The 18,627-nt window shown below is 33.2% G+C and carries 26 protein-coding genes; 1 reads left to right on the top strand and 25 read right to left on the bottom strand.

What is annotated here, in order from left to right:
* Positions 1-85: 85 nt before the first annotated feature.
* From J7E63_RS30175 to J7E63_RS15485, 24 genes are all read right to left on the bottom strand, one after another.
* Entirely contained in the window at positions 86-2,170 is a 2,085-nt protein-coding gene (locus J7E63_RS30175; protein ID WP_215013956.1) for a BppU family phage baseplate upper protein, read from the bottom strand.
* Positions 2,167-2,409, bottom strand: coding sequence for a hypothetical protein (locus J7E63_RS15595; protein WP_215013954.1), 243 nt, complete (start codon positions 2,407-2,409; stop codon positions 2,167-2,169). Before J7E63_RS15595 ends, J7E63_RS30175 begins: the two co-directional genes overlap by 4 nt.
* Positions 2,406-2,585: a hypothetical protein gene (locus J7E63_RS15590; protein ID WP_215013953.1), complete on the bottom strand. Its 180-nt coding sequence runs from the start codon at positions 2,583-2,585 to the stop codon at positions 2,406-2,408. The genes J7E63_RS15595 and J7E63_RS15590 overlap by 4 nt, the downstream gene beginning before the upstream one ends.
* Before the next feature lie 274 nt (positions 2,586-2,859).
* On the bottom strand, positions 2,860-3,021 hold the full coding sequence (locus J7E63_RS15585; RefSeq protein WP_215013951.1) for a hypothetical protein: 162 nt from the start codon (positions 3,019-3,021) through the stop codon (positions 2,860-2,862).
* A 103-nt stretch (positions 3,022-3,124) separates the two neighbouring features.
* The gene (locus tag J7E63_RS15580; RefSeq protein WP_251033562.1) at positions 3,125-4,063 is read right to left on the bottom strand and encodes a S8 family peptidase; all 939 of its coding nucleotides are present in this window, start codon (positions 4,061-4,063) and stop codon (positions 3,125-3,127) included.
* Positions 4,064-4,148: 85 nt separating this feature from the next.
* The gene (locus tag J7E63_RS15575) at positions 4,149-4,748 is read right to left on the bottom strand and encodes an NlpC/P60 family protein (protein WP_215013949.1); all 600 of its coding nucleotides are present in this window, start codon (positions 4,746-4,748) and stop codon (positions 4,149-4,151) included.
* A gap of 189 nt (positions 4,749-4,937) precedes the next feature.
* Entirely contained in the window at positions 4,938-5,405 is a 468-nt protein-coding gene (locus J7E63_RS15570; protein WP_215013940.1) for a sigma factor-like helix-turn-helix DNA-binding protein, read from the bottom strand.
* A 128-nt stretch (positions 5,406-5,533) separates the two neighbouring features.
* Positions 5,534-5,770 carry a hypothetical protein gene (locus J7E63_RS15565; protein WP_215013938.1) on the bottom strand — a complete coding sequence of 79 codons (237 nt, stop codon included), beginning with the start codon at positions 5,768-5,770 and terminating at the stop codon, positions 5,534-5,536.
* The gene (locus J7E63_RS15560; RefSeq protein ID WP_215013936.1) at positions 5,757-6,170 is read right to left on the bottom strand and encodes a nucleotide excision repair endonuclease; all 414 of its coding nucleotides are present in this window, start codon (positions 6,168-6,170) and stop codon (positions 5,757-5,759) included. Before J7E63_RS15560 ends, J7E63_RS15565 begins: the two co-directional genes overlap by 14 nt.
* A 274-nt stretch (positions 6,171-6,444) precedes the next feature.
* Complete coding sequence (locus tag J7E63_RS15555; protein ID WP_215013934.1) at positions 6,445-8,292, bottom strand: DUF5906 domain-containing protein; 1,848 nt, start codon at positions 8,290-8,292, stop codon at positions 6,445-6,447.
* Positions 8,293-8,302: 10 nt separating this feature from the next.
* On the bottom strand, positions 8,303-9,985 hold the full coding sequence (locus J7E63_RS15550; RefSeq protein ID WP_215013932.1) for a hypothetical protein: 1,683 nt from the start codon (positions 9,983-9,985) through the stop codon (positions 8,303-8,305).
* 170 nt (positions 9,986-10,155) lie between these two features.
* Complete coding sequence (locus tag J7E63_RS15545) at positions 10,156-10,605, bottom strand: ORF6C domain-containing protein (RefSeq protein ID WP_215013931.1); 450 nt, start codon at positions 10,603-10,605, stop codon at positions 10,156-10,158.
* 15 nt (positions 10,606-10,620) lie between these two features.
* Positions 10,621-11,499, bottom strand: coding sequence for a DUF3102 domain-containing protein (locus J7E63_RS15540; RefSeq protein ID WP_215013922.1), 879 nt, complete (start codon positions 11,497-11,499; stop codon positions 10,621-10,623).
* A gap of 2 nt (positions 11,500-11,501) precedes the next feature.
* Positions 11,502-12,134: a hypothetical protein gene (locus J7E63_RS15535; RefSeq protein WP_251033561.1), complete on the bottom strand. Its 633-nt coding sequence runs from the start codon at positions 12,132-12,134 to the stop codon at positions 11,502-11,504.
* Positions 12,135-12,137: 3 nt separating this feature from the next.
* Complete coding sequence (locus J7E63_RS15530; RefSeq protein ID WP_251033560.1) at positions 12,138-12,929, bottom strand: DUF1351 domain-containing protein; 792 nt, start codon at positions 12,927-12,929, stop codon at positions 12,138-12,140.
* A gap of 14 nt (positions 12,930-12,943) precedes the next feature.
* Positions 12,944-13,093, bottom strand: coding sequence for a hypothetical protein (locus J7E63_RS15525; protein WP_215013920.1), 150 nt, complete (start codon positions 13,091-13,093; stop codon positions 12,944-12,946).
* A gap of 15 nt (positions 13,094-13,108) precedes the next feature.
* Positions 13,109-13,720, bottom strand: a complete 612-nt coding sequence (locus J7E63_RS15520; protein ID WP_215013918.1) for an MBL fold metallo-hydrolase — start codon at positions 13,718-13,720, stop codon at positions 13,109-13,111.
* A 113-nt stretch (positions 13,721-13,833) separates the two neighbouring features.
* The gene (locus J7E63_RS15515; protein ID WP_215013916.1) at positions 13,834-14,064 is read right to left on the bottom strand and encodes a hypothetical protein; all 231 of its coding nucleotides are present in this window, start codon (positions 14,062-14,064) and stop codon (positions 13,834-13,836) included.
* A gap of 14 nt (positions 14,065-14,078) precedes the next feature.
* On the bottom strand, positions 14,079-14,258 hold the full coding sequence (locus J7E63_RS15510) for an Arm DNA-binding domain-containing protein (RefSeq protein WP_215013914.1): 180 nt from the start codon (positions 14,256-14,258) through the stop codon (positions 14,079-14,081).
* A gap of 115 nt (positions 14,259-14,373) precedes the next feature.
* Entirely contained in the window at positions 14,374-14,601 is a 228-nt protein-coding gene (locus J7E63_RS15505) for a hypothetical protein (RefSeq protein ID WP_215013912.1), read from the bottom strand.
* A gap of 2 nt (positions 14,602-14,603) precedes the next feature.
* The gene (locus J7E63_RS15500) at positions 14,604-15,242 is read right to left on the bottom strand and encodes a hypothetical protein (RefSeq protein WP_215013910.1); all 639 of its coding nucleotides are present in this window, start codon (positions 15,240-15,242) and stop codon (positions 14,604-14,606) included.
* A complete protein-coding gene (locus J7E63_RS15495) occupies positions 15,226-15,444 on the bottom strand; it encodes a hypothetical protein (protein WP_215013908.1) in 219 nt (72 codons plus the stop codon). Before J7E63_RS15495 ends, J7E63_RS15500 begins: the two co-directional genes overlap by 17 nt.
* Positions 15,444-15,656 carry a hypothetical protein gene (locus J7E63_RS15490; RefSeq protein ID WP_215013906.1) on the bottom strand — a complete coding sequence of 71 codons (213 nt, stop codon included), beginning with the start codon at positions 15,654-15,656 and terminating at the stop codon, positions 15,444-15,446. Before J7E63_RS15490 ends, J7E63_RS15495 begins: the two co-directional genes overlap by 1 nt.
* A gap of 72 nt (positions 15,657-15,728) precedes the next feature.
* Complete coding sequence (locus J7E63_RS15485; RefSeq protein ID WP_251033559.1) at positions 15,729-15,983, bottom strand: helix-turn-helix domain-containing protein; 255 nt, start codon at positions 15,981-15,983, stop codon at positions 15,729-15,731.
* A gap of 296 nt (positions 15,984-16,279) precedes the next feature.
* On the opposite strand from J7E63_RS15485, the gene J7E63_RS15480 reads away from it, so the two are divergent.
* Positions 16,280-16,675, top strand: a complete 396-nt coding sequence (locus tag J7E63_RS15480; RefSeq protein ID WP_215013904.1) for a helix-turn-helix domain-containing protein — start codon at positions 16,280-16,282, stop codon at positions 16,673-16,675.
* Positions 16,676-16,743: 68 nt separating this feature from the next.
* Here the strand turns inward: J7E63_RS15480 and J7E63_RS15475 are convergent, their stop codons facing one another.
* Positions 16,744-18,354: a recombinase family protein gene (locus tag J7E63_RS15475; RefSeq protein WP_215013900.1), complete on the bottom strand. Its 1,611-nt coding sequence runs from the start codon at positions 18,352-18,354 to the stop codon at positions 16,744-16,746.
* Positions 18,355-18,627 lie beyond the last annotated feature (273 nt).

Below are 18,627 nucleotides of genomic sequence, written 5' to 3'. Positions count from 1 at the left end.
GATGGTCGAATAAATCCATTAAAAAAGCAAAACCGATAATTAAACCAATTACACCGAATAAGTAAAATAAATTTTGCATCTTTAATTATCCTGTTATGAAATAAAGTGTATTTGCATCTTTTGTTAATCCGTCATAAGTTGCTTGTGTTCCGGTCCAAAATTTAATTGGTGCCGGTGTTGTATTTACTGTTTGCACTTGTAAAGAATTATCACCGGCAATTCCTAGAGAAGCGCCTTGTTTGACATATAAATAATTACCGCTCATTGCTAAACCGTTGCCAACCATTGCGCCGCCAATTGCGCCGCCTGTCATTAAAGGCACGGTTTTTAAATATGCTTGCTGTTGCACAAATTTCGTTGTTGCAAGTTGATCCGTATTAGTTGCCGCTGTTGCTGTCGGTGCTGTCGGTGTTCCTGTAAATGTTGGGCTGTCATAACTAACTGTTCCTGTCGGTCCTTGTGGTCCTTGTGGTCCTGTTGGTCCTGTTGCTCCTGTCGCTCCTGTCGCTCCTGTTGCTCCTGTCGCTCCTGTTGGTCCTGCCGGTCCTGCCGGTCCTGCCGGTCCTGTATCTCCTATTGGTCCTTGTGGTCCAATTGGTCCCGCCGGTCCTGTTGCTCCTGTCGCTCCTGTATCTCCTTGTGGTCCTGTTGCTCCTGTCGGTCCTGCCGGTCCTGTTGCTCCTATATCGCCTTGTGGTCCTACCGGTCCTGTTGGTCCCGCCGGTCCCGCCGGTCCTGTATCGCCTGTTAATCCAATTGGTCCTTGTGGTCCTGCGGCTCCTGTATTTCCTTGTGGTCCTGCCGGTCCAATTGGTCCAATATCTCCTTGTGGTCCTGCCGGTCCCGCCGGTCCTATATCTCCTTGTGGTCCCGCCGGTCCTGTTGCTCCTGTCGGTCCTGCCGATCCTGTTGCTCCTATCGGTCCTTCTGCTCCTGTTGGTCCAATCGGTCCTTCTGCTCCTGTTGGTCCAATCGGTCCAATTGGTCCTGCCGGTCCTATGTCTCCTTGTGGTCCTTGAATCCTACCGACATTTTCCCAAGTTGTACCGTTCCATACAAAAAGATCACCGGCAACAATATATCCATCACCTTCAACCCCTGTTGGATGTGCGGCGTTTAAATCTGCTTCTGTTGCATAACTGCCTAAAATTGTAACTCCTGTTCCATCTGCTCCTTTAGGTCCTATTGGTCCTTCAGGTCCTATTGGTCCTTCAGGTCCTATTGGTCCTATTGATCCTATTGGTCCTTCAGGTCCAATTGGTCCCGCCGGTCCTGTTGCTCCTGTCGGTCCTGCCGGTCCGGTTAATCCAGTATCACCTTTTACACCTTGTGGTCCTATTGGTCCTGTTGCTCCTGCCGGTCCTGCCGGTCCTGTTAATCCAATTGGTCCTGTTGGTCCTGTTGGTCCTATCGGTCCTGTCGGTCCAATTGGTCCTTGTGGTCCAACTAATCCTTCTATAACTTCCCAATCGTCAACCGTTGCACCGGTTGCAATATAGGCGGTTTTTGCTACTGTATCAATAAAAATTTGTCCAATTCTTGCCGGTGCTGTTGTGGGCGGTGCGGTTCCTAAAATATCATCATTTCCACCGCCGCCCCCTTCGCCGCTTCCTATTGGTTGCCATGAAATAGCGGTTAAATCTGAAGCAATAAAAGCATTTTTATTTAAAACATCAAAAGCCATTTGACCAACATATTCCGGTGTTGCTGTTGGAAATCCTTCAGAAATAATCGGCTTTTTATCATAAGAAAAAAGCGCCTGTTGAAAAGCGCTCCAATCGTTTGTGCTTTCTAAAGAATCATCATTCATAATAGCTTCACGGCTTGAATAATAAAATGGACAAGTTACCGCCAATTGATCTACATCTCTTATATACACTTCTGCTGTATAAAATCCATATTCAGAATATGATTGTAAAGATAATCTTACAACCGCTTCACCTTGTACGGCATTTGTAATTTCACATTCTTGATAAACAGTTAAACCTGAAGGTTTTTTAATTGCTAATTCAACAGTTGTTCCGGTTAAATTAAGTCTTAAATCATCTTGATTAATTAAAAATTGCAATTCAACAGAATCAAGATCATTTTCGGAAATACTGAAAAGCTGAAAAATTGGGCTGTAAAGTTCTTTTTCAATATCTAAAACAACATCAAAAGTTTTGATCATTTCATCACCTCTTTTAATTCGCTTATAATATCTTCCCTAGCTTGCCTAATTTCATTTTGCAATTGTTCAAAATCAAATTTATTTTGATCCTCTATTTTTTGCATTTCCGTTTGAAGTGCGTTTTTGGTATCTGTTACCGCTCTATTGCTTAATTGCTGAAAAATCAGCCCTAATATAATTGATTCAAAAATAATTCCTATTCCAATTTCAACTAAAGAAAAAATAATATCCCTTGTCATTTTCTCAATTCCCTTATTTCGTCTTTTACTTCTTCAATTTCAAGGTACAATTCTTTGCTTTGACTTTGAATTAATTTTTGTGTGTTATTTTTGCTTAAAGCTACATTAAAAATCATGATCGATATAAAAATGATTAAATTAAAATCATAAACTTGATGAAATAACCATTCCTTCATTTTTTAGTACCCTTTTTCTTAGCGGTTAAAATAATAAAAGCGGTTTGTATACTACCCACAAAAATAGCGAAAAAAATACAAATACCAACTGTTATAGATTGAAATTTTTTATAATATCGTTTTGTCAATAACATTTTTTCACCTCAAAAAAATAAGCAACCAAGCGGGGAAAGGGCTTGATTGCTTAAACCAGTCACTATTTGGAAAGTTAGACATTATTCATTATTAACAATAAATCTTTATTTAATAAGGTAAATTATATGTCAAAATTCTGTCATAGCTGAACTTTTAAACTGTATTCTTTTCTTATTGCTTCATCAATTCTTTCATCTTCAACCATTTGATCAAAAGCTTCTATAATTTTAAGCGTTGCATCGGCAAAAACTTTTATTTTTTCTATTTCTTCAGCTTCCATTTTTATATATTTTTGTTCCATGTTATTTAATCACCTTTACGATCTTTTTTAAGCTGAACGTAAATATATAAACAACCGATTCCAAGAATTAAAAGAATCGCTATACTTTTAAAAATTTCTGCTATTAACATTGCTTGTAAATTTGGCTTAATTCCGGTAATCCGTTGCCTTCACTTGATTTTGGATAATCAAGGGAACAACAGCATTTCACCAACAGCGCAAAAATTTCTGATTCTGTCAAAGTGCGCTTGAATTGCTTTTCACCTATATTAATAACTAAAGCTAAAGCGCCGCTTATGTGCGGTGTTGCCATACTTGTTCCGCTTAAAGTCGCATAGCGTGAAGGTGGATAAGTTGAAACAACATTCACACCGGCGGCGATAGCATCAACTTGTAAATGCTCATTTGAAAAATAAGCAAGCTTTTTGTTTTCATCACAAGCGGCAACAGTAATACATTCATTATAAAGCGCCGGATAACCATATTCATATGTGTTAGGATTGGCATCTCCTTCATTGCCTGAAGCTACAACAATTAATATACCGGCGGCAACTGCTTCAAGGATCGCTTTATACATATTTGGATCATTATAAGGTCCTCCAAGGCTCATATTAATGATTCGCACTTTTTCACCATTTGGTCCTCTCCAATTTGTAGCCCACCGAATACCATTTATAATACTTGAATAATCGCCGCTTCCTTCTCTGTTTAACACTTTGCAAATTAATAGCTTTGCTTCAGGTGCTACACCTACAACCCCGCTTTCATTTGCTGAAGCGGCAATAATACCGGCTACATGTGTACCGTGTGAATTATTATCTGTAAAATCATCGGCTGATCCTTCATTTGTAAAATTTCTGCCGCCTATTATTTGACCGGATAAATCCGGATGATTACGGTCGATTCCGGTATCGCATATAGCAATAATTACACCTTTGCCTTTTTCACCATTTGCCCATATTTCAGGCGCTTGTAATTGTTGTACACCCCAAGGAATTTCATTAACCATATTTTGAAAAGATTCAACTTTGAAAGGTACCAATTTCATTTTTTGCTCTTCCAATAATAAAACCTCCTACATTCTTCTAATGATGATAATGTCTAAGATGATAGAAAAGCTTAACAAGATAATCAAAATTAAATGAGGATCAAAGTTCATATCTTGTACCCCACATAAAATTTTCACGGCTCCATTTGCCCCAACTTGAAAGAATCTCAACATCTTTTGCGCTGTTTAGATTGCTAATCCAATAATCATTACCCATATATATTCCAACATGGCTAATAACTTTATCGGCTCTATTGCTGAAAAACATCAGATCACCAATTTGTAAATCTTCAAATTTTACCGGTTTTGATTTTGGATCAATCGCCTGATCTCTACTAACTCTAGGAATGGTTTTTCCAAACTTTTTAAATACTCCTTGAACAAAACCGCTACAATCTGTCTGATAGGGGAAATTTTGCCCGCCATATGAATAAGCGGTTATAGATTGTAATGATTTTGCATAATCAACCATATCTTGCTGTGTTTCGGTGCCGGATCGAATAATAATATAATCATTTATATGAAGTATGTTAGGGTTTTTGATGTGTGGGTTAAGTGAAATTAAATCTTTCAGATTCATTTTGTGTTCACGGCTGATTGAATACATGGTGTCACCTTTTGTTACATAGTGTTGTGCTTGTGCCGCCGTGCTAAAAGCAAAAAGCATCAAAAAAATTAAAGCTGCTATTCTCTTTTTCATTGTCTATTTCTCTCCTTATGTGCTTCAAAACCTAAACATTCTAAACATATGTTTATGGTATTACCTTGTTTAAGCACTATTAATTGTTTGTCTTGTACATAAAAAGCGCTTGTGGGAATTTCAAATACTCCAAATTTCGCTACACCGCAATAATCACATATCAAGACCATATTATTTTTCCCTACTTCTCTATTTGAATGATAATAGATTGTTAAGTGAAATCATCAGTTTATCTAAAACATTTCGCCTGATCCGGTAAATGCTTCTTTCTTCGCTATATCCTAATTTTCCTTTTACTTCTTGAATCGTTAATCCTTCAAAATATCGTAATTGGACAAAAGCCCGCTCGATCATTTTTAATTCTTCAACAGCGTTTTCAATGCTACTTGTCGTGATTTTATAACATTCTATTTGTTCCCTTAAGTCAATTGCCCGCTTACTTTCAATACGATCTAAAGCGACATTTTCGGTATTGTTAGCAATGAACCAAAATGAACCGTTATCAGCAACCCCATAATTGGCAACCAAGCTTGGCATTATATACTCTAATTGTTGTTCGCAATTTTTAATTCCAACTTGATATGTTTTGTATAATCTTAGGTGATTTTCTAAAATCCGCTCTGCTGTTTTGCCGCTTGCTTTACTATTGAACATCATCCTTTTTTCACCCTATTCATTAAACATCAATTTAATAATAGTAATAATCAGGTTTGAAACATGATAACCAAGTACGGATATCATTGTTAAGGCAACAGCGCAAAAAAATACTTCTCTTTTGTCCATGTTCAATAGTAAGTACCATTTACTTTTATTGCCGGCATCCCATAAATTTCAGCAATATTAATTTCAGCTTCAAGAAGCCGGTAATCAGAAAAAATTATACTAATTTCAAAAAGGGTTGATCCGATTCTTTTAAACTTGGGAATTTTCATGATCGATTTACCATAATCTTTTTCAATTGATCTTAATAGATCATCAGCAAAATCAACACCGTTAAAATCTTCACGATCATAATGGTTCAATGTTTTTCCTCCCCAAAATCATTTCATAAGCGTCTTGAACTTCATCATTGTATTTTGGTGTATGGTAGGCAATAAAAATTCCTTCAAGCATTGTTTGAAAAATAGGGCTATTTTCAACAAAAAATTCAATCTTTTTTACTTCTTCAATAAAATAGGCGGTGTTGGATCGTTTACCGATATGTTGTAATAATCGCCTATGAATATCGTTTGATTTTCCCACATAAATTATTTCACCGGCTTGATTGTACATTCTGTAAATCCCGCCGCCTAATTTATTTTTCAAAATATTTAAAATTTCAGTGTTAAATGCTAACGTTTTTGGATCATATAATTCATGATCCCATTGTTGAAACTTCATTTTTTTCAAGGTGGTAATTTTGATCAAATTTTTCAAGTCCATATTTTACACCTCATTTTCTTCTATGTGTGTATTTTTAGGTGAAAAAAAATACACGGCTTCGCTCTTACTCTCCCAAGGGTTTGAAGGATGTTGTACTTGTGTACATTTTTTCTAAAGGTTCTTTATATTTTTATATATTTAATATTGGTACCCTTTTTATATAAAATATTTATAATCTATTAATAAAAAAGTACATAAGTACACTAAAGGGTTAAAACCTAGTAATAGCAAGGCTTCAACCCTGTGTATTTTTTTTGTACTTTAGGTGTATATTTTAATAAATTGTACACCCTTTTTCATGAAAGCCTGTTGTCGTTGTATTTTGTTTATTGCTTTTTTTATAAATCTTGCCATATTCAAGATCAAAATGATTCATGATCTTGAAAAATAACTTTTCTTTCCCTTGAGGCTTTTCGTGATTTAATTCACACCATTCAATATATTGTCTATAAGTTTCATTTTTCCCTTTTGTAATCCAATCTTCTTTTTTAGGATTATCTTCAAGAAATTGATTGATATTATCATTGTATAAATGATAATCATTATTGAATTTTTCTATCTTTTCGCATGGTGTAAAACCTGAATTTTTATAAAGCCTTTTGTAAGCTTCAATAATTAACTTGATCCAATATTGTAATGCTTCAGGTGTTGTTAGTAACTTAACAAAATTATCTATTTTCTTTTCAGGTGTTGAAAACATAGGCATCCAATCAACTCGCCGCTTCCAAGATTCTCCTTTTTCCCTTGCTTTCAAAACATGATTACTTGTGAAAATTAAAGATGTTGTTAACGTTACATCTTTTGACATCTCATGTAATCGCCTAACTTGTAATCTGTCGCATGTGCTGACATTTTTCATAATTTTAACTTGATCTTTACTTATATATTCCTCTTCCAAATCATCGCCCAAATTTGCAAGTTTGCCTTGCATGGTGAAAAAATAACGCTCATCAGCCATTTGTTTTATTGATAAACTAGAGCAATTTTTTTCACCTAAAATTTTTGCTATAATGCTTAAAAGTGTTCCTTTACCATTTTTGCCGCCGCCAACAAAAATAAATAGTTTTCCCAATCCTCGTTTAAAATCTCGATCAACAACTAAGGTATGCGCTATTGTTTCAAGAAGCCGCAATTTAAAAGTTTCATCCTTTTCAGATAAAAAATCTAAATAATCGTCAACAATTTGTACCGGTTCCGCATCATCATAAAAAGGAATTTCAATTGAATAAGGCGTAAATTCTTGATAATCCACTTTATTGAATTTTCCGTTTCTTAAAAAACCATTTTGCAATTTAATATCAAACGTTTTTTCACTGTCAATCAAAGGCGCTTTAAATTTCATCTGCTCTTTGATCTCTTTGTAATAATTTGTTTTCATGTTTGGCACTTCATTAGCAATAAGCCGGTTTATTTTCTCTTCATCTGAAATAAAGCTTCCTTCAATGAACCAATAAAATTTTCCAATAAATTGAACAATTTTATATTTGGTTATCAAATAAGCCGCAATTTCAGGTTGATTATATTTGTCGGCTTTTGGCTTAACCCCTTCTCTTGCTACTTCAGCAAATTCTTTTTCGTCTAAAGGGGTTGCGAAAATATTGTTATTAATGAAGCGCAAAATACTTTTCCATTGTGGCAAATCATGAATGCGCATCCTGTGAATAAATAACTCTGAATTTCTTCCTTCATGATCATCTAAACCAACCAATGATTTTAAGTTTCTTTTATATTTGAAAATATCCGGCAATTCTTCCCTAACACCTTCATTTTCAATGATCCGCATTTTGCCGCCTTGCTTGATCGTTATACCATTTGGTGTATTTTTAACGTGTTTGTATTCAACTTCAAAACCTAAAGGGCAAATTGCTTTATTGCCCTTAAACCCTTCAGGTTTTTTAAAATAAAAGTGCGCCCCTTTTTCAGTCCAAACAATTTGGGTTTTTATGTTGAAAAAACTGATTATTTTTTCTAACACCATTTTTTCAACTTTATCAGAATCAATTACCAAATCTTCTTCTTCTAAAATTAGACCCGCATCTTTAAATTTTTCAGGATTTTTTGCCCTATCAGCATTTTTTGAAGGATATTTTTTCCCTTCTTGAAATTCGATATATTCAGCCATAATTCAAAATTTAAATCCACCTTTCCAAGCGTTTCAAGACTAGTTGATAATAGTGATTTAAATCTAGCAATTCATTGAAATTATCTATTTCGCTACAATCCCCATTCCACAAAAACATGTTAATTGGAGCATCTGCAAAACGAACTAAACCGTCATCAAAGCGCCTTTTATATAAACAGAAGCCGCTTTTCTTGCTTGCAAATACTCTGTTAACTTTATTGTATTCATTTCCCAATTCATCAAACGATCCAAGGTATGTATTGCCCGCTTTCAGAATATATTGGTATAGGTGCGGCTTGTCTAAATTGCTTTCAATGATTTCATATATATCTTTACCATTAACCAATTTTTCGACTAAAGCAATGTCCAAAATTCTAGCATTATTATTTTTGAAAAAAGCATCTTCTTCATATCGGTTTACATCGCCGCCTTTGCAAATAATCCCGCCCTTTTTCACGGCAATATAATTATTGACATCCTTTTGAACCAATAATGAAAAAATTTTCTCTTCCAAATCTAATAAAAACTCTTTTTCCCATTCCTTATAAGCGATAATATAAGCTTGATCATGCGGAATAAAAGCAACCCCATCAGTATTAATATTTACAATCGTTACAAAAGGCGCTAACCGTTTGCATAGGTCATAAAGAGCAATTTGTCCATAAATACAAACTGATAAAGCCGCCATAGGGTTATATAGCATAGAATATTGATTGTTTAAATTACCGTAAACACTATTTAAAATTAGCTTCAAGGCTTCAGATAAAATTTCATCAACATGTTTTATGGCTAATCGTTTATCAAGGATCGCTTTATATTTTTCGCTTGCCGCTCCAAGTGCTTTTAAGATCAAAATAATACTAGGGTACATACTTTTTACATCAAGTAATTTTACATTTCGTTCCTTCTTGATCGTTTTATGCGCACCATGCAATCCTCCAAAACCAAATTGAATATTGCAATCAAAGGCTTCAATATTAATCATTTTTTCAGCTAAAATTCCCACACCATAAATTTTACTTTTATCTAGCCACATTGCCCGCACTTCTTCAGGCACTTTCAGCCACATTTCAGGTGGTATTCTAACCGAATCCCATTTCGGCAATGGTTTATTCAAAAGTAAATTAGCTGAAATTGTTGTTGTATTCCATTTCGCCGCCTTTTCATTTCCTAGCATTTCAAGAAGTGAAAATTTCGGCTGAAAATATGATTTATCCCTTATAATGTAAATATCAATAGTTGTATCAACATCATAAGAACAATAATCAAGAACTTGATCAAATTCTTCAGGTGTTAAAGGTCGATTGATCGAAAAGCTGACACTTGATTCTAAAATTTGCCGCCCCATATTGCCCTCAATTTTTTTTAGGCTCGGTTTAGAAACATCGATCTGTTGAAAAACATCTAATGATCTAAACGGCGGCTTATTTATATATCTTACTTTTTCGCCTGATATGATCCGATCATTCAATTGTTTTATCAGGTATTGCGGTTTCAATTCCAACATGTAGGTTAAAATTTTGTCATCATAATAATAATTATTAAAGCCTACAAGTGTTTTACCTTCGATAAATTCAGCCAATTTTGTAAAATTGTTATGAAAAACCTTGATCAATTTTTTGTTAATATCTTTGAAAACAACCAATGTATTATGGCTGAAAACTTCGATATCGTAAAAAAGCAAATCGTTCATTGATAGCACCCTACATTTCGGTAATTTGGATTTCTATTTCACATTGAAAACAAATCCATATGCTAATCAACCGGCTTTCCTCTCCTATATCTAAACCATAATCTTCTGTTGTGAAATCCGCTTGCCAAATCAAACTTTTATCTTTGTGACATTGTGGACAAATCATTTTTTTACCATAATTCTAAATCGTTTATTCTTAAATTGTTTACAAATTCTAATGCTTCCATGAAATCTATCCTTCTAATTGAAGGATAGCGGGGAACGTTAAATTTCCTTTTCATTTTTTTCCAAATCGCTCTTCTAAATTTACCTACTTCTTTTGACCGCTCTTTTTGTGATAAATCATACCATTCATCTTCGAGAAATAATTTGGTAAATTCAATAGATGTTTTAAAAACTATACTTTGCAATGTATATTGCTCGGTGTAAGTCAAAGTATAAGAGTCTCTTACTTCTTTAACCATGTCTACAACTTCAGTGTATTTAACATCCATATCGTTTTTAATCGCTTCAACATATTCGATATGTTGAACTAAAGCTTGTCCTGTTTCATTAACACTTTTTAAATTAAATTTTATTAACTCCATTGGATTTAAATCATTTTTGTGTTGTGGCATCATTTCGGCATTTCTCCCTTAAATTTGTTTTCTACCATTAACGGCATTGTTTAAATTTTTAATAAAATTTTCTAGCATTTTTACGCTCTCTTTAATTTTTTCTTTGATATGTTCATTTGAATGAACAATAGCCCCAACTTGAAAAGAGGATAAAGAAGAATCTTTTATAAATCTTTGAATATCCAATACAATTTGCAAGGTTTCAATATTTGCTTCTCGTTCTAATTTTTTTAACATTTTTTCAGAGTTTTCTTTTTCAGAATCATCTTCTTTCTGTTGTAACTTTAAAGCCTTAATTTCTTCTTGCAATTGCTCGGATTCTTTTTTCAAGACTTTTAAGAACTTATCTTTTTCTTCCAGTGAATTTTTAAGATAATCAGGTATTACTTCAACTTCCTTTACGATCTCTTTTACCGGCATATTTTCAACTTTTTCCAAATTCTTTAATGCTATTTGTTCGCTTCGTTCGGCTTGTGCCGCTCTTTTTTCAGCTTCATGTTTTTCTTCTTTTATTTTCTTAATTTGCTTCTGTAATTCTCTTACTTCTTCTTGGTTCATTTCATAAATTGTTTTTGTTCCTGTACTTATTTCGTGAGGTTGTTCTTTTTGTTCTTCAGGTAATCTAGTTAAAAAAAGCAATGCCTTTTTTCCTAAATCCCCGCCTAAGCGGGTATTTCCAAATTCTTTATAAACTTGAATATATTCTTGAGCGCTACTATCACTAATTTCACATTCCTGTTTCAAAAAAGACAACCATTCTCCATGCTTACATTTTTCTTTTGCTTCAGCTAATTCACGCCCAATTTCAATAATTTCCTGACCGATACGATTTTTAGACATCCTAATTTTTATTCCATGTATCTTTAAATCTTCAGATAGTACGGCTAACTCATTCATTTTTATTTCTTCACTTTCTTAAACGGCTTGATCTCTGAATAAATATATTTACCCATTGCCTTTTTCACTTCAACTAACACCGTTTTACCTACCATGTTTTCAATTTCTTCAACCGGCATATTAAATTTTTCAGAAAATTTATCATACTGTTTTTTCCGTTTTACCGGATTGATAAACCATTCTTTGCGGGCTTCCAAGTAATCCGCATATTGCATTTTGCTTTCATACAATTTTCCCTCGTATTCAAATTGCAAGCTGATCTTTTTACCATCATCAACCGCTTTTACAATCTCGGTTTCAAAAATTTGCCCTTCCATATCTTCATTAAACTTTTCAACAATTTGAACTTCCCATAAGGAATTAAAAAAGTCATAACAATAAACATCTTTCTTTTCTCCAATGGCTTCACCTAAACGATCAAAAGGAAGCTGAAAATACTCTTCACACCATTGATCAACCTGAAGCGCTTTCTTTTCATCCGGCACCCATTTATTATTTTCCTTGTCAAATACCAAGCGATTAAAATAAACTTCTCTAATTTCGCCCTTCATATCATCCAAAAACACAATTTCAGCCTTTTGATTATTTTCCTCAAAACGAACATCAACAATTTCAAGCTGCTCTAATAATTCCATAATTTACATTCCTCCTACTGTGATATAATCCACACCGTATTTTATTTGGTGCTGATCGAAAAATAATTTAACTAAAGCTAATTCTTTTTCTTCAGTGATTGAAGCGGTGACAAGATAAGCAATTCTTTCTTCATTCTTCTTAATGGCTTTTGAAGCTTCAATTTGGCGCTTCCTTGCTTCTTGTTGTGAATGTAAGGTGATTGCCGCCGCTACATCTTTAACTTCCGTATAATGGCTTAAAACGGCTTCAGCATCCGGCATTACTTCAATAGCCTTTAAATCCCTTGAAATCTTTTCAAGAAATTCAACCATTTCATTTTCAACCGCTTCAATTGACATGGATTTATTTAAATGAGAAGGATGGATAAAATCATTTAAGGAAAAAAGATCCCTAAAAGAATAATGTACAATCCTTTTCATGAAAATATCATGCAACTTTTTATACTTTTGGTCCCTTTGATCCTCTTCAAAACTTCTTACTTGATTTCTTACAATTTCATCAGCTTCTTTAACAATTCCAACAATTTCTTTTACATCTTCTTCAAAAGCTTGATAAGGTTCCAACATCAAATTTTTAATTTTGATCCTTCGCCCTTCCAATTCTTTAACAACCTTATTTACCGCCGCTAACATCTTTTTTGATTCTTTGATATTTTCATCAGTCACTTCAACATTTGCGATATGAGAAGCTAATTCTGCCGCCTGTGATTTCAGATTTTCAAAATTAGTAAAAATTATGTTACCTTGTTGAACAATGATCTGTTCCAATTTCAATTCCATTAATTCATTTTCCATTTTTCAACCTCCTTTTAAAAACTGATCTTTTCGGTGCCGCCAACTAATTTAATCCAATTTTCATATTCAAATTGATTTAGATATTTGCCTGTTGCTTCGTTTTTGATAAACAAGCAATGTTCTTTTAATTCCGGTAAATAAACAACTTGTAATGTATAGTGCATTTTTCCTATCTCCTTTCAATAAAATCTTGCGCTTTTGTGTAGTTCAATGAATTGTGATTCCTTAGATCGCCTATGAAGGTAAAAAAATGCTCTTGCGGCTTGTGTAGATAAGTGCCGCTTGCCGCTTAAAAAAGGGCTATAAGCGCCTTTATATTCGTTTTGTGCTTGCTTCAACTTTTGCTCGTCATGGTTGCTCTCAATAAAGAAGAAATCATATTTTTGATCCGGTGCATTTTCAAGTGTTGAAGTATCGGTTGCATAAATCACTTCATCCCCTTCTTTTGTCTCCCATACATAGCCATAAGTTAATACATCATGTTCACATTCAAAAGGGTGAAAAATATAATCATCGGTAACAATCTCAAAACCTGCATTAGCAATGATATGTGTGTGCATAGCTTGGTGAACTTCATAATTGCCTATAATCTTTATCGTAGGGAATTTTTTCATGATCTGTTGCAATGTCACCTTGTTTAAATGATCGCTATGTACATGCGTTATCAGCAAATACTTGATTTCATATAATTCTTCCTTGATCATGTGAAAAGGTACCCCGCAATCAACCATTACATCATTAATAACTACACAATTACCTTTACTTGATGAAGAAATTATTTTGTAATTCATGGTGTTAACCGCTCCCATTAATTAGATGTCAAGCAATAGATTTCGACAAAAAAAGGTGAAAAAAAGAAGGGTATGCTTTTCGCCCCCTCAATCCCTTTTCAGTTGCTCTATCTCTAATCGATATAATTTCCCTGCATTCTTAAAGCCATTTTATTATTGATCGTTTGAACTTTGATCCTCCCCATTAAAACATTTTGATCTTTGAAAACAATTATTGTTTCTAATCCATCTTCAGTATGATCTAAAATTTTCATGGTGAAAATTTCTTTTCCGGTGTCGGCTTCGATCATTGCAATTAATGATTCAACAATTTCTTCATCTTCTTTTGCTTCATATATTCTCAAAAATTAGCTTCCTTTCATTTTGGCATCCTAAGTAATCCCATCATTTCAAGCGCCGCCGCTTCTGCTTCTTCACGGCTTTTAAAACCCCTTCGCTTTTTTGCTCTTACTTTATTAGTAAAAACATCTTTGTAAAAAATTTTAAATTCCCAAAATGATCTATTCGATCCTTTTTTGTATCGGTTGATTATCATCATTCTGTCTTCCTTTCTTCAGTCCACAAAATGAAATCATCTTTTGATACACCTTTTTTAATAGTTTCATCGATCTGAATCTTTATTTCATCGGCAACAATTAACATTGTCTCACCTCTTAAATAGATTCTTCAGGATAACCCATTTCTTTAGGAACATAGAATTTTAATAAGCAATGATAGGTTTTGAACTTTTTAATTATGTTAGGTGTTTCCCAATATTTCGCCCCTTCTTCTTTCACCTGATCCAAAATGCTATAAATCTCTTCTTTAGTTGTTGTATTGATCGAATAGGTGTAAACACCTTCTTTACTTCTCCCAAAATTTCCGATCATAACAATAGACAAAATTAATTCTCCTTTTTTGGCTTTTGTAATAGCTTCAATTCAATATGAAAATCATCATCTTCGTCTTCAAGAAGCGCCGCAAATTTTAACATTTGCTTCACAATTTGATCCGGTGAAAAGGTTCCATTGTAAACAAGATGTAAACCGTCTATAATTAATTCTTGAATCGGTGCCGGTGCTTCAATAGGGGTTGCTGTCTCAATTGGTGTTGGTGCCGGTAATGCTTCTATTGCAATGGCTTTTTTAGCTGTTGCTTTTCTTTTTGCTGTATTTTTTCTTTGTGTTGTTAATCCTAATTCAGCAACCAATTGGTAATAATTTGCATTATTCATTCCCATTTCCTTCATGATCGCTGTATTTTGATGTTTTGTTCTTAAATAAGCTAATCTGTTTCTTTGTTCAAATTCATCAAGTTTTTTAAATTCGTCTACTGGTAGGATTTCTTCATATAAATTAGTAGTCACAACTTTTCCCGCTTTCCTATGATTATATTTTTCTTTGCGGCTCATAATGTCAGAAGGAAATAACATCTTTCCAACATATCCACGTTTACCGGTTTTATGGTGTACACCTGAAGCGGTTTTTTTCTTTTCTCTAACTTCTTCTAAAAAAAGTCTTTCAGCTTCATTGTACTTCTGCATCCTGTTTTTTCTCCCTTGCTACATTCCCTATTTCATCCCTTGCTTCCAAAAGTTTTTTCAATTCTTTTTTGCAAATTTTAATGTCTTTTCTTGTGTTGATCGTTTCTCTGATCCTTGCATTGGTAATTGAAATCATCAAGCACCGGTTTAAAATATCGATCATGTTTTTAATTACAAGAATTTCTTTTTCTAAATCTTTCATTAGCTTCCTAATCCATATTGTTTAATCAATTTTAAAGGCACTAAAACCGTTTTTTGATCAAGATCATTCTTAACTATTTCATCAGCTAAATCTTGCGTAAAAACACCGGCATAATCCACTTCGTAGGTATAACCGTATTTATTAGCTTTCCAGTAACAAGGTGCGCCGCTTACTATGGTTCTTTCTAAATCCATTAATAAATAATGCTTCATCCTTTCACCTCTTCCGGCTTTTTTCTATTTAAAATTTCATCCCATTGCATCACCCCCTTAAATTAATCATTGTTAAGCGTTTTCAACCGTAATTTTACGGTTTTTCATACCGTGAAAAAACTCTTCTTGCTTACCAAAATAGATATTGTTAACTGGCACACCATAAACACTTTCTATTTTAATAAAAAAGCTTCTTGGAACATTTGTTGAATCCATTTCATAACTAGCCAATCTTTCATGATTAATATCAAATTCTTTTGCAGCTTGTTTTAACGTCAAACCAAGGTTAACTCTTGCCGCTCTTAATGTAATTTGAATTGGCATCATTTTTTTTCACATCCTTTTCTGTAAATATTGCCACAAATCAAATTATAATCTATTTGCATCAAAAAATTAATACTTTTTTCCTAATTTCCTATCGACAAAAACTGATAAATAACGTAATTTTACGGTATTTTAAAGATGTGATAGAAGTTATTGCGCTTCCTCCCTAATATATACAAATTAAAATGACTTTATACACAAAAAACTTTATTTTTTTAGTTTTAAATTTTATAATTAAGTTTAATACTAAATAAGTTGTAAAAAACTAAAATTTAAAAGTATTGAAAGAAGGTTTATTAATGCGCTTACAAATTGATTTATTAGAAAAGCAACTAAAAAAAATTATTGCAAATAATTTAAAAAGCATTATGAAAGCAAAAGGAATCACACAATCAAAATTAAGTGAACTTTCAGGTATTCCACAAAGTACCATTTCAGATATAATTAAAGAAAAATTTTTAGTAAATGCGGGAAAAGTTCAACAATTAGCGGATTCCTTAAAAGTTCCCAAAAGTGAAATTGATCCTAGTTTTGAATCATATATACAAAATGAATGTGAACGATATGTAAAATTATATTTACCGGTTCATATTGAAGTAGGATTGGAATTAGATGAATTGTATTATGAAGGCAAAAAATTAAGCAATGAAGAAAAAGAAAAGATTAAAGAAATGTTAAAAGTTTTATTTTCTTAACCCAAAAGGGCAAAAGAAAAAGCAAGGTGCGACAAACCTTGCTCTTTTCTATATATTTTCAGTTTCAATTATTGGTTTATGAAATCAATTTTTATATCAGCCGGATAGTCTTTTCTTTTTGGATTTTTTGCCCCAAGTGCCGCAATTTCAGGCGGTAAAATTTTTGTATAATGAATTTTATGAATAATTCGTTTTAACAGCATATTTATTTTTTCTTCTGCCGGTTGCTTCCTGATTTCTTCTATAAGATCAATAATCCCTTCAAGCTTTTTTATTTCAATTTCCGGTTGAGGCTGATCGTTTAATTTTTCTGTCACTTCCTGAAGCTTCTGTTGTACTTTCATTCGTGCTTCTTTGTTTTTTCTTTTGTCTTCAGCAATCGCCGCTTCTTCTTCAATGTCACTGAAACCTGATTCCGCTTTTTCTATTTCATAATTCATTTCCATTTTTCTTATTGCCTTAAATTGTGTTATCAATGTTTTTTGCTGATTTTCAAGATCATTTTTTAAGGCTTCTAATTCGCCGGTAAATTTTCCAAAATCATTTGATTTAATCAGCTTCAGTTTTTCTTCTGTTGCTTTTTGAAATACCAAAACATTGTGCAAAACCATATCTTCAACATTTGCCGCTTGCATTCCATGATTTTGGCATCGTGTTCCATCAGATTTCAATTCCTCACATTTTCTAATTAAATGTCCACGTTTTTTTTCATAGCTGATTCTTTGTTTTCTTCCACAATCGGAACAAAAAAGTAAATCCTTTATAATTGAAGGTGCAACCGTTTCACGTTCTCGGTTTTTGTTTTGCCCTTGTCTTTCAGCCCTAATTGCTTTTAATTCTTGCACTTTATCAAATACTTCAGGATCAATAATCGCTTCATGTGCATCTTTTATTGTAATCGTATCAATGATTTCTTTTCTTGTACCTGTTTTAATATAATCATTGTAAATTATCCAACCTTTATAAGTCTGTGTTTTAAACATGTCTTTAATTGAAACATGGGTGAATAAGTTGCCGTTTTTAGTTTTATAACCGGCGGCATTTAATTCTTCAGCAATTAATCTTGCCCCTAACCCTTCAAGGCATAATTTAAAAGCGTATCTAACCGCCTTTGCGGCTTCCTGATCAATTTCTAGCTTCTTTGTTTTAGAATTCCTTGTGTAACCAAGCGGCGCTGATCCTGAAGCATTTAAGCCCGCCTTTGACATTGTTATTTTGTTTTGTTTGATCCTCATTCCTATAACTCGCCTTTCATATTCACTTAAAGAAGTATTAATATCGAATATCATTCCATCCATCGGCTTGTTAGCTACATCATAAACTTGAAAAGGATTCAAAGTAATAATTAATTTTCTATAATTAATAACAGCCTGTTTGATCTTTTGTGAAATTTCTCCTTGTCTTGAAAGTCGGCTCATTTCTGTTACAACAATTGCATCAAAAGTTTCAATATCATTTAACATTTTTTGTAATTCAATTCTTTCTTCTATTGCTGATCCACCTGATAAAACCTCTTCATAAATTTTAAATTTCCATCCCTGTTTATTACAAAATTCTGTTGTCGCTTCTTTATGATTTTTCAAGGTTTCTTCAAAACTTACTCTTTTACCTTGTGCATCTTTTTTCAGATCGGATATCCTTAAAACAATTGCAGTTGTTTTTACTTCTTCCATTAACATTTGTCTAACTCCCCTAATCCCTTGGTATATCTACATTTTAAAGGAATTATAATTGAATGTCAATAAGAAGAACGGTTTCATCCAGTCTTTTTATTGACATACAAATAAATTCAATAAAAATAACACTGATAAAATCAGTGTTATCAAGGTTTAATATAAATGTCATAAAAAGCTTCTGCAAAAAGATCAATATCAGGTTCATTAATTAATATGCAATTTACATTTTTAATATTATCTACATTTAATGCTTTTTCAATATTATAGCCTGTTTTT

Source organism: Bacillus sp. ISL-75, from assembly GCF_018613095.1.
The sequence above is the reverse complement of the archived record's forward strand: the minus strand, read 5'-3'. Positions and strand labels throughout refer to the sequence as shown.